Source organism: Arthrobacter sp. 4R501, from assembly GCF_002929755.1.
Lineage (GTDB): Bacteria > Actinomycetota > Actinomycetes > Actinomycetales > Micrococcaceae > Arthrobacter.
Genome location: NZ_PJIW01000020.1, coordinates 79,518 through 90,699 on the forward strand (window position 1 = coordinate 79,518; position 11,182 = coordinate 90,699).

Annotated in this window: 10 protein-coding genes and 1 tRNA gene; 8 read left to right on the forward strand and 3 right to left on the reverse strand. The window is 65.0% G+C overall.

Annotated features, from left to right (window positions below; translation table 11 throughout):
- Positions 1-84: 84 nt before the first annotated feature.
- From CXR02_RS18240 to CXR02_RS18250, 3 genes are all read left to right on the forward strand, one after another.
- Entirely contained in the window at positions 85-1,488 is a 1,404-nt protein-coding gene (locus CXR02_RS18240; RefSeq protein WP_104063267.1) for an MFS transporter, read from the forward strand.
- Positions 1,489-1,602: 114 nt separating this feature from the next.
- Entirely contained in the window at positions 1,603-2,085 is a 483-nt protein-coding gene (locus tag CXR02_RS18245) for a cation:proton antiporter regulatory subunit (RefSeq protein WP_056341364.1), read from the forward strand.
- A gap of 5 nt (positions 2,086-2,090) precedes the next feature.
- Positions 2,091-3,272, forward strand: coding sequence for a cation:proton antiporter (locus CXR02_RS18250; RefSeq protein ID WP_104063268.1), 1,182 nt, complete (start codon positions 2,091-2,093; stop codon positions 3,270-3,272).
- Positions 3,273-3,359: 87 nt separating this feature from the next.
- Here the strand turns inward: CXR02_RS18250 and dcd are convergent, their stop codons facing one another.
- Positions 3,360-3,935: a dCTP deaminase gene (gene dcd, locus CXR02_RS18255; protein ID WP_104063269.1), complete on the reverse strand. Its 576-nt coding sequence runs from the start codon at positions 3,933-3,935 to the stop codon at positions 3,360-3,362.
- Between the two features lie 138 nt (positions 3,936-4,073).
- On the opposite strand from dcd, the gene CXR02_RS18260 reads away from it, so the two are divergent.
- Positions 4,074-5,798 (forward strand): CAP domain-containing protein, encoded by a 1,725-nt coding sequence (locus CXR02_RS18260; protein WP_308470701.1) that lies wholly within the window; start codon positions 4,074-4,076, stop codon positions 5,796-5,798.
- Between the two features lie 3 nt (positions 5,799-5,801).
- Here the strand turns inward: CXR02_RS18260 and CXR02_RS18265 are convergent, their stop codons facing one another.
- The gene (locus CXR02_RS18265; RefSeq protein ID WP_104063271.1) at positions 5,802-6,245 is read right to left on the reverse strand and encodes an SRPBCC family protein; all 444 of its coding nucleotides are present in this window, start codon (positions 6,243-6,245) and stop codon (positions 5,802-5,804) included.
- Positions 6,246-6,497: 252 nt separating this feature from the next.
- On the opposite strand from CXR02_RS18265, the gene CXR02_RS18270 reads away from it, so the two are divergent.
- The 3 genes from CXR02_RS18270 to CXR02_RS18275 all read left to right on the forward strand — a co-directional run bounded on the left by CXR02_RS18270 (position 6,498) and on the right by CXR02_RS18275 (position 8,010).
- Positions 6,498-6,571 (forward strand) — tRNA-Gly (locus CXR02_RS18270).
- Positions 6,572-6,721: 150 nt separating this feature from the next.
- The gene (locus CXR02_RS22470) at positions 6,722-6,859 is read left to right on the forward strand and encodes a hypothetical protein (protein ID WP_167349828.1); all 138 of its coding nucleotides are present in this window, start codon (positions 6,722-6,724) and stop codon (positions 6,857-6,859) included.
- Entirely contained in the window at positions 6,856-8,010 is a 1,155-nt protein-coding gene (locus CXR02_RS18275; protein WP_104063272.1) for a N(5)-(carboxyethyl)ornithine synthase, read from the forward strand. Before CXR02_RS22470 ends, CXR02_RS18275 begins: the two co-directional genes overlap by 4 nt.
- Before the next feature lie 54 nt (positions 8,011-8,064).
- Here the strand turns inward: CXR02_RS18275 and CXR02_RS18280 are convergent, their stop codons facing one another.
- Positions 8,065-9,453, reverse strand: a complete 1,389-nt coding sequence (locus CXR02_RS18280; RefSeq protein WP_104063273.1) for an MFS transporter — start codon at positions 9,451-9,453, stop codon at positions 8,065-8,067.
- A gap of 161 nt (positions 9,454-9,614) precedes the next feature.
- Between CXR02_RS18280 and CXR02_RS18285 the strand changes: the two genes are divergently transcribed.
- A complete protein-coding gene (locus CXR02_RS18285) occupies positions 9,615-10,469 on the forward strand; it encodes a LysR family transcriptional regulator (protein WP_056341377.1) in 855 nt (284 codons plus the stop codon).
- Positions 10,470-11,182 lie beyond the last annotated feature (713 nt).

Here is an 11,182-nt window from a genome sequence, read left to right on the forward strand (position 1 = left end):
ACCAGATCGCGGGTCCCTGGAATTTCCCGGGTGTCCGGCGTATCATCACCGCGATGTTCGCCAGGGGCGGATACGATTCAGCCTATGAACACCGCCAGCGCTCCTGAGGCCATGCAGCCGTCATCAGAACTCGCGTCCGGAACCCAAGCCACCGGCAAGGGCCGAGTCCTCGCCTGGGCCGCCTGGGACTGGGGATCTGCGGCCTTCAACGCGGTAATGACCACCTTCGTGTTCACCGTCTACCTCACCTCCAATGCCTTCGGCGGCGAGGATCAGGCTTCGGCCGTTCTTGGCGGCGCACTGGCCATTGCGGGGATCGCCATCGCGCTGCTCGCTCCGGTGACCGGGCAGCGCTCGGACAACGGCGGGCGCCGCAAACTGTGGCTGGGGGTCAACACGGCCGCCGTGGCCATCCTGACGGGCCTGTGCTTCTTTGTGTTCCCACGGCCGGAGTTCCTGCTCCTGGGCGTTTCACTGATCGCGCTAGGGAATGTGTTCTTTGAGTTCGCCGGCGTCAACTACAACGCCATGCTGGCCCAGATCTCCACGCCGAAAAACATCGGCAAAGTCAGCGGATTCGGCTGGGGTATGGGCTACCTGGGCGGCATTGTGGCCCTGCTGATTGTGCTCCAGCTGTTTGTGCAGCCGAGCTTCGACTGGTTCGGCGCCTCCACCGAGGACAGCCTGAACATCCGGCTCGTGGCCGTGTTCTCCGCAATGTGGTTCTTCATCTTTGCCCTGCCGGTGCTGTTCGCCGTCCCGGAGCTGCCGCGGCCGGAGCGGGCCCAACCGCTGGGTGTCCTGGCCTCCTACCGCCTGCTGATCCGCCGGATCAAGGCAATCTACGCCACCAGCCCGCACACCATTTACTTCCTCCTGGCCAGCGCAGTGTTCCGGGACGGCCTCGCGGCCGTGTTCACCTTCGGCGGGATCATCGCGGCCGGAACGTTTGGCTTCGAGTTGTCGCAGGTCATCTTCTTTGCCATCTTCGGCAATGTGGTGGCCGCCGTGGGCGCCATCATCGGCGGGTTCCTGGACGATCGGGTGGGGCCCAAGGCCGTGATCATGGGTTCCTTGGTGGGGCTGCTGGTCGCCGGGACCATGATCCTGGTCCTCGGCAACGAAAACTACATCTTCTTTGGCACGGCGTGGGCCGGCAGCACCACCTTCTGGGTCTTCGGGCTGTTCCTTTGCCTGTTTGTGGGGCCTGCCCAGTCCTCATCGCGGGCTTACCTGGCCCGGCTGGCACCCCACGGCGAGTCCGGCGAACTGTTTGGCCTCTACGCCACCACCGGCCGTGCCGTCAGTTTCCTGGCCCCGGCGCTGTTCACCCTGTGCATCACGCTGGCCACTCCGCTGGTGGCCCCTGGCGAGGCACAGCGCTGGGGAATCCTGGGCATCATGGTGGTGCTGCTCGCCGGCCTGCTGGTCCTGCTGCCGGTGAAGTCGCCGGACAAGACCGCCATCGCCGTCGTTCCAGCCTCCTAGCGCGAACGGACACTTAAGCCCCACCCCCTTGAGGCGCCGAGGGCCGCAAGTGTCCGCTCGCGCCGCCGTGGGCACCCCCGCCCGAAACCGGCCTGCAAAGACTAGGCTGGTGGTATGAACGTGGACGAGACTGACCTCCCCGGCCTGGGCCGGCGGAAGGACTTCATGACGACTTCCGGCCGCCGCATCGGCGTCGTGGAGCTGCGCGAGGGCACGATGGAACTCATCGTTTCCACTTGGGACGATCCCGACACCTGCCAGGCGTCGATTCCCCTGACCGGCGACGAGGCCGCCACCCTGGGTAACCTCCTGGGCGGGCAGCACCTTGCCATGAAGCTGACTGAAGAGCACCGGGAGATCCCGGGCATCGTGACCCGGCAGTTCTCCATCGCCCCGGAATCCCCGTTCCAGAACCAGCCCATGGGGAAGGCCTGCATCCGCACCCGTTGCGGAGTCTCGATCGTGGCGATCATGCGTGAAGGCGAAGTGCTCCCGTCGCCGGGACCCGACGTCGTACTTCACTCCGGTGACCTCCTCGTTGCAGTTGGAACGCAAGAAGGCCTCGATTCGGCGGCCGACATCCTGCGCAACGGCTGAGCGTCATGGACCCGCTGGCCCTGACCCTCATTGAACTGGGGGCCGTTGTGTTCTGCCTCGGCCTCCTGGCCAGGCTGGCCGGACGGATCGGAATGTCACCCATCCCGCTCTACCTCGTTGGCGGACTCGCCTTCGGCGCAGGTGGCGTGGTCAAACTCGAAGGTATGCACGAATTCGCACATCTCTCGGGCGAAATCGGCGTGATCCTGCTGCTGCTTATGCTCGGTTTGGAATATACGGCTGCCGAGCTTTTCACCGGTCTGCGCAGGTCCTGGCAGGCCGGTGTTCTTGACCTGGTGCTGAATTTCCTGCCCGGCGCGGCGCTGGCGCTCCTGCTCGGCTGGGGAACGGTGGGCGCCATGGTTATGGGCGGTGTCACGTACATATCGTCCTCAGGGATCGCCGCCAAAGTCATCACGGACCTGGGCCGGATCGGTAACCGCGAGACCCCCGTGGTGCTGTCCATCCTCGTGTTCGAGGACCTGGCCATGGCTGTGTACCTGCCCATCCTCACCGCCACCCTCGCGGGCGTGAGCTTCCTGGGCGGGCTCACCACGGTAGCAATCTCGCTGGCCGTGGTCACCGTCGTGTTAATGGTGGCGCTGCGGCACGGCCACCGTGTATCAAAAGCGGTGCACAGCGAAAACTCCGAAGTATTCCTGCTCAACCTGCTCGGCGCCGCCCTGCTGGTGGCCGGCGTCGCGTCAGCCCTGCAGGTTTCGGCCGCAGTGGGCGCGTTTATGTTGGGTATAGCGATCTCGGGAGCTACCGCCCATAGCGCCACCCGGATCCTGGAACCGCTGCGGGATCTCTTTGCGGCCATCTTCTTTGTGGCCTTCGGGCTCAACACAGACCCGTCGACCATCCCGCCGGTACTCGGCTGGGCTCTGATCCTGGCGGCCTTCACTGCGACTACCAAGATGCTCACGGGCATCTGGGCTGCCAAGCGGGCCGGAATTGCACGCCCGGGCCGCTTCCGTGCAGGCGCCGCCCTGATTGCCCGCGGCGAGTTCTCCATCGTTATCGCCGGCCTGGCCGTGGCGTCGGGCGTAGTCCCGGACGATCTCGCCGCCCTGGCAACCGCCTACGTGCTGATCATGGCCGTCCTCGGGCCGCTGGCCGCACGCTATGTGGAACCGGTGCTCAAGGCGTTCGGCGGGCCTGTCCGGTTGGCCGCGAAGGCGTAGGCCACCACGCTCCCCGCACCGAGACGTGAGATCTCGGCGCAATATCGGACCGTTAGAGCCGAGACCTCACCCCTCGATGGAAAAGGCTCAGACCTCGGTGCGGTGGAAGTTCAGGTGGCTGCGGCTGGCTGTCGGCCCGCGCTGGCCCTGGTAGCGGTTGCCGTATTCCCCGGAACCGTACGGGAACTCAGCAGCAGAGGTCAGCCGGAAGAAGCACAGCTGGCCGATCTTCATGCCGGGCCAGAGCTTGATGGGCAGCGTGGCCATGTTGGACAGCTCCAGCGTGACGTGGCCGGAAAACCCCGGATCAATGAACCCGGCCGTGGAGTGCGTCAGCAGGCCCAGCCGGCCCAGGGAGGACTTGCCTTCCAACCGCGCAGCAATGTCGTCCGGCAACGTGACGGCCTCGTAGGTGGAACCCAGGACAAACTCGCCGGGGTGCAGGATGAACGGCTCACCGCTCTCCACCTCCACAAGCCGCGTCAGCTCGGGCTGCTCTTCGGCGGGGTCGATGTGCGCGTACTTATGGTTGTCGAAAAGTCGGAAGAACCGGTCGATCCGCACGTCCACCGAGGATGGCTGGACCATCGCGGGATCGTACGGTTCGAGGACGATCCGTTGGGTGTCTAGTTCGGCACGAATGTCGCGGTCAGAGATCAGCACCGTCCCAAATTACCTTGCGTTGTCCACAGCGCACACTTTTTCGTTGTTGCAGTCGCCTAGTGGGGCTAATGTTGCCTCAGCATGTCAGCCGCCGGATGGTCTCCCGGTTGGTACAACTGAACTGATCTGGGGTTGGTTTTGAATAAATATGCGGCGCCCGCCGTTGTGGCCATGTTGTGCGCGCTCGCCCTCGTGTCCCCGGCCGCCGGCATGTATTCCGGCCCGCCGGAGAATGCGCCGTCCGTCCAGGCAGGTGCCTTTGGACCGCGCACGGTCACGTTGGGACCGTCGGGAACAGCGGACGACGGCGGCGCACCCGACGTTAAGACCGGCACCGGGTCCCTGCTCGCCCCAGCCGTGGAACCGGTGATCACACCGGTGACGCCCGCCGGGGACGAAGGCACGTCAGGCACCGCAACGGTGCCGCCGGCCGCGACAGTGGCGGCCCCCGTTGCTACCACCTCCGTGCCCATCGCGCCCGAGCCGCCCTCCCTGCCACCCCTCTGGGCCCCCGACGCGGAACTGCGCCAGAACAAAACCGCCGCCCCCACCCCGCCGGCCCCCGCAACGGAATCCCTCGCTACCGAGTCCCTTGGCACCGAGGCCCTGGTGCCGGACAGCAACACGGCCGCCATCCTCACGGTTTTCACCAAGATCAACGAGTACCGGGTGTCCAAGGGCCTGGCACCGGTCAAGTACCACCCCACGGTGGCGGGCATGGCCCAGGAATGGTCCGACAGCATCGCTTCCCGGGACGTCATTGAACACCGCGCCAGCTTCTGGACCGATCCCCGCGCCCTGAGTCCCAACAATGGCGCCGGCGAGGTCATCGCCATCCGCACGGACCGCAACGCCGCAATGCTCGTTGAGTGGTGGAAAACCTCGCCCGGCCACAACGCCATGCTCCTTGATCCCCGGTTCAACGTCATGGGCGCCGGGATCTCCTACACCAACAACTTCTACACGATCTGGGGCGTGGTGAACTTCTTCGGCTACACCACCCTGCCCGCCGGCACCGTCACCTCCCCCGGAGGAAGCTCCACCGGCGGGGGCGCCTTCCCCCCTCCGCCGCCAACCGTGTGCGATCCGGCCGTCAAGCACATGCCGCCCACCCTGGATTTGATCAGCGCGGCGATCAACAGTGCCGCCGACCTGGTGAGCATTAACGCTTCGGGCCAGCTCATTAACCGCCCCTCCACAGGGAACAGGACCTTTGGTGCTGCCAAGGTCATCGGCTCCGGTTTCGGAACGGCCAAGGAAGTGTTCACCACTGACTGGGACCGCGACGGCGCCTATGACCTCCTGACGCAGTGGAACGACGGCCGTCTGACGCTCCACCGGGGTATCGCCACCGGAGGGTTCCAAACCTCGTTCACGCTGGGCTCCGGCGGCTGGGAAACCATGACGCTGGCTGTGGGCGGCTGGTGTGCCAACAACCGTCTGCCCCAGATCGTCGCGTTGGATACCGCCGGCAACCTGTACCTCTACCCGAATATGGGCCTGGCGGACATATCCTCACGCACAACCATGGCCACTGGAGTATCGGCCAGGAAGCTGAGCATGGTGGACTATGACGCCGACGGTTTCCAGGATCTCCTGGCCATTAGGTCCGACGGCGGTGTGCTGCTCTACCGCGGAGCCGGCACTCCGGCGCCACGCGCCGAAGCCCGGCTCACCGTCGCCATCGGCTGGACCGATGTGACCGGGATCCGACCGCTGCGGGACGTAACAGCCCTGAATTCCACGGGAGTGGCACTCCGCCGGGCCAACGATGTGGTGCAGTACTGGGACCTGAGCACCGGAACCCTGGCGTCGCCGTCGAACATCACCGGAAGCTGGGCGGGCCAGCGGCTGGCGCAGTAGCCCTCAGGCGGCCGTCCGTATTTCCAGGACATCTTTGAGCCGTGCGAGCTGGGACACTTCGGCCCTGATGGTGCGCTGGATGCCGGTGTTCATCAGGCCCAGGAGGCCCTTGGGCTGGTATTCGAGGGCGAACCTGACCCGGGTGCCGGCCGATTCGGTGCTGAGGTAGTACCCGCCGGTGGGCTGCGAGGGTCCGGAGATCACACGGAACTGGATCTCGGCGCCCGGCCGGGCCTGCGTTATTTCAAAGTCGGCGGGGATTGTCCGTCCTGACCGGCCCGTGGTTGTCTGCCGGTACACAGCGCCCTTGGTTCCGGCGGCACCGGACATCAAGTCGATGCTGCGGATGCCCTTGCGCCATAGGGGAAGGTTCATTCCATCCACCAGGAACGCGTACACGGTCATTGCGTCGCACCGGATAAGCACCTCGTGCTCTGCAAATACCATGGGAGTCCTTAGTTAGCGGCTGGTCAGGTGGTAGCCCGCCCCACCCCCATGACACCGCAGCTAACGGGTTCAGAGTAGCCACTCGGCCCGCCCCGGACCTAGCCACCGACAGCGCCGTTATTGAAGAGTTACTGGATGACGCGGCCGGTAGCGGCCATCCCGGCGGACACGGGTCCAGTGCGTGGTCACTGTTGCTGGCGCGTGATCGCATCTGCGCTAAGCTAAGTTCTGCCCCGCTCAAAACGGGGCGATGCGGCTGTAGCTCAATGGTAGAGCGCTAGCTTCCCAAGCTTGATACGCGGGTCCGATTCCCGTCAGCCGCTCCAATCTTTCTCACCACCGTTTTTCGCACCACAGCAGCTGGCGCGCTGGCGCGGCGACTCCCACTCCATACGGCCCATCACCCGGGGGCTGTTAGGCCCAGCCGTGTATCGTCAGAAGTCAGGAACCTCTTCGGTTCCGCTACAGGAGCAATCATGGCTGACAAGTCCCCGCGTCAAGCAGCATCCAAAAAAGCCGGCAAGTCCATCAAGGAAAAGCGCGCCGACAAGCGGGCCGCCGGAGCCCCGGCCACCTCCCTGGACATCACGTCCAAGGCCGCAAAAAAGAAGTGAGTGGCAAACAGAGCCACCTGACCCTGGGCGTCCTGGCGTCCACCCGGAAACCGGACGAACGCCGCCTCCCCATCCACCCCCTGCATTTCGAGCGGATCGCTCCGGAACTGCGCCAGCGCATCATCCTGGAGCAGGGCTACGGCGAGCGCTTCGGCGTCTCGGATGACCACCTCTCAACCCTCGTGGGCAAAATGGCCACCAAGGAAGCGCTGCTGGCGGAGTCCGACGTCGTACTCCTGCCCAAGCCCCAGCCGGAGGACCTCGCGGAACTGCGGGACGGCCAGATCCTCTGGGGCTGGCCGCACTGTGTCCAGGACCGTGCCATCACGCAGTTGGCCATCGACAAGAAGCTCACGCTCATTGCCTTCGAAGCGATGAACCACTGGGCGAGCGACGGCGGCTTCGGGCTGCACGTGTTCCACAAAAACAACGAGCTGGCCGGCTACTGCTCGGTGCTTCATGCGCTCTCACTCACCGGATCCACCGGCGACTACGGCCGCCGGCTCAGTGCCGTGGTGATCGGCTTCGGCGCTACCGCCCGCGGCGCCGTGACCGCGCTGAACGCGCACGGCATCCACGATGTCCAGGTGCTCACCAACCGTGGAGTCGCCGCCGTCGGCGCCCCGATCCACTCGGTCAACATCGTCCAGTTTGATCACGACGACAAGGCCCCCTTCCTGAGCCAGGTCATCACCGAGCGGGGCCGGGTTCCGCTGGCGCCGTTCCTGGCCGAAAGCGACATCGTGGTCAACTGCACGCTGCAGGACCCGAACAATCCGCTGACGTACTTGCGGACTGAGGACCTCGCGGCGTTCAGCCCGGGCAGCCTGGTGGTCGACGTGTCCTGCGACGAGGGCATGGGCTTCAGCTGGGCGCGCTCCACCACGTTCGCCGAACCGATGTTCACCATCGGCGACCACATCAACTACTACGCGGTGGACCACAGCCCGTCCTACCTCTGGAATTCCTCCAGCTGGGAGATCAGCCAGGCCCTGCTGCCGTTCCTTGAGACGGTCATCGGCGGCCCTGAGGAGTGGGACATGAACGAAACCATTTCCCGCGCCATCGAAATCCGCGAGGGCGTGGTCCTCAACAAGGACGTGCTGGAGTTCCAGCGGCGCGAGGCGGAGTACCCGCACCTGCCCGCTTAGCGGGCACCTGTCGGTCCGCGGCCAGCTTGGCCGCGGACCTTTACGCCCCGCCTTTTACGCCGGGGCCACCCGGCTGACGATCCGCAGCAGGTGGCGGCGGTCCTTAAGGTCCACCCTGAGCGCCAGCGCGCCTTTTCGGGCCAGGACGACGGCGACAGTCACCGCGGCGAGCGCCGGCACCCCGCCGGACACCATTAGTGCCACGTGCGGGTCCACGTGCTCGGCGATCCAGCCGAGCATGGGCCCGCCGATAGCCTGGCCGCCGATCAGCACCATGATGTACAGGCTCATGACCCGGCCCCGGATGCCCATATTGGAGCTGATCTGGACCAGCTGGTTGGAACCGGTCAGGAACATCAGGCACCAGAATCCGGACAGGACCATCACCACACTGAACCACACCATGGACGGCGCCAGCGCGGCCAGGCACAGCATCAGGCCATACATTCCGGCGCAGAACACCACGGAGCGGAGCCTCAACTGGCGGCGCCGCGTGGACGCGACAGCACCGGCCAACGCACCGAGTGCCACCAGGGCGTTCAGCAGGCCATAGCCGCCGGCACCGACGTCGTACACGTGGTCCGCGAATGCGGCAAGCAGGACCGGCAGGCTCATGGCGAAGACGGAGATAAAGCCGGCCATCAGCCACGGCCAGTAGATGGTGGGCTTGCTGAGCGCGTACTGCAGCCCCTCACGCAGCATCCCCTTTTTCTTGGGGGCGGGAGCGCTGACGAACAGCTGGTCCTTGCGCAGGAGCAGCAGCATGGTCACCGTGGAGCAGCACGCCAGCGCATTCGCGGCAAAAGCCCAGCCCGCGCCGACGGCGGTGAGCAGCAGTCCTGCCAGAGCCGGACCGATCAGGCCGCCCAGCTGGAACGTGGTTGAGTTGACGCTGATGGCGTTCCGGAGGTACCTGGGACCCACCAGCTCGTTGACGAACACCTGACGCGCGGGCTGATCCAGCACGGTGACCAGGCCCAGCAGCAGCGCGATGACGTAGACGTGCCACACTTCGATGGCGCCGGTCAGGGCAAGCACCGCCAGTGCCGCCGCGAGGACCGCGGCGAGGCTCTGGCACAGGATGAGGATCCTGCGCTTGGCGAACCGGTCCGCCATCATGCCGCCCCACGGCCCCAGAAGCAGCGACGGCATGAACTGCAGCGCCACGGTGATGCCCACGGCGGTGACGGAACCGGACAGTTCCAGCACCAGCCAGTCCTGGGCGATCCGCTGCATCCAGAGGGCGACGACGGCGACAAAGTGCCCGATCGCGAAGATGCGGAAATTGGGGACCCGCAGGGAGATAAACGTGTGCCGCCAGGGAAGGTGTTCACTGACGACGGCGATGGGTTGGGTCTGGGCGGAGGCGGCGGTAGCGGACGCGGAGGCGGAGTCGATGACGGGCTGGCTGACGGTTGCCGACGTTGGCGGTGGGGGTGCCACAGGGATGTCCTCAGGGAAGCGGGCGGACTGGGATGCTTCCCACGCTAGGCTGGTTCCAGGTGATTATGCAGCCCTATCTCGCCTATAAATACCATTACAAAGCGTAATAGCACCCACGCTGACGTGGGTGGACAGTCAGCCCGCAGCCAAAGGAGTCCACTGTGTACGAACCCACCCAGCTCCGTTCCTTCCTGGCCGTAGCCGAGACGCTCAGCTTCACCAAGGCCGCGGAGCGCCTGGGCCTGGCACAGCCCACCGTCAGCCAGCATGTCCGCAAGCTGGAGACGGCGGCGAAGCGCATCCTCATCAGCAGGGACACCCGCGATGTCCGGCTCACGGACAACGGTGACGCGATGGCCGGCTTCGCCCGCACCATCCTTTCGGCCCACGATGCCGCCACCCGTTACTTCTCCGGCTCGGCCATGCGGGGCCGGCTGCGGTTCGGCACGGCGGACGACCTGGCCATCACCGGCCTCCCCCGGATCCTTCGGGAGTTCCGCCAGGTCTATCCACAGATCAACCTTGAGCTCACCGTTGGCCAGAGCGACCAGCTGTACAAGAAACTCAATGCCGGCCAGCTGGACCTCGTGTTTGTGAAATGGGTGGCTGGCGTCAAGGACGGCACCGTGGTCCAGCACGACACATTTTCCTGGGTGGGGCTGGAACAGACGTCACTGGAGCCCGGGCATCCCGTACCGCTGATCTCATACCCCTCCCCCAGCCTCAGCCGGAAGCTGGCCATCGATGCACTGGAATCAAGTGGCCGGACCTGGCGGATCACGTGCACTACCCGGCAGATCAGTGGTGTCCTGGCGGCACTCCGGGCAGGCATCGGCGTGGCTGTGATGCCGACGTCGCTGGTTCCCGAAGACCTCAAGATCATCACCCGCCGGTTCGACCTGCCTCCAGTGGGCGATGTGGATTTCACCCTGATCCGGAACCCGCTGGCCAACGCCGAAGTGATCGATGCGCTGACCCAGACCATCGTCGGGCGGACGCTCAAGAAGTCGGTTTGACCGAATTTGCCGCAGGAATCAGGGCTGGAAACGAACCATTGAAGTAAAAGCCTGCCTCGCCTATGCTGGAATATCCATGGGTCAAGCAGTGGCCGGTTCAACACTACGAGTGCGCCATGCAGCCCATGATGCGGCCGCACTCGGGATAGGCAGCCAATGACGACAGCCGAGAACACCCATTTACACACTGTATATACCCAGCGACATAGCACCGTACGGCCGCTGGTCACGCATCATTCCAGCCATACCGCCGGCATTTCGCGGGCTGCCGAGTACATCGGCAAGCCCACGTGCGACAAATGTGGCACGGATGAATTCATCTATCTCGAGTCCTACATTCCACCGGTTTACCGGCGTGACGGGGCGGTCAGGACACTGGGCGAAGTCGCCTACACCTGCACCCGTTGCGAAGATTTCTCAGCCCACAATGTTCCTGCATCGTGGACTCCCCCAGGCTGGTATCTGGGCTAATTTACGCACGGTCTCCCGGCTCGCTCCAGGCTCGCCGAGCGCAGCCACCGGATCACCACTCAACTATTCAATAGCGAAGGCCCGGCACCCGCCACGGCGGGTTCTAGCGGTCGTTGCAACACCCAGAATTTTTGGGAGTTGCAACGACCGTGTCGTCTTTAACGGAAGAAGCTGCCAGCAGGAGGAAATACACGCCGGAGCAGAAGGTTCAGTTCTTTTCGGTGTTGGACCGGTGTGGGAGT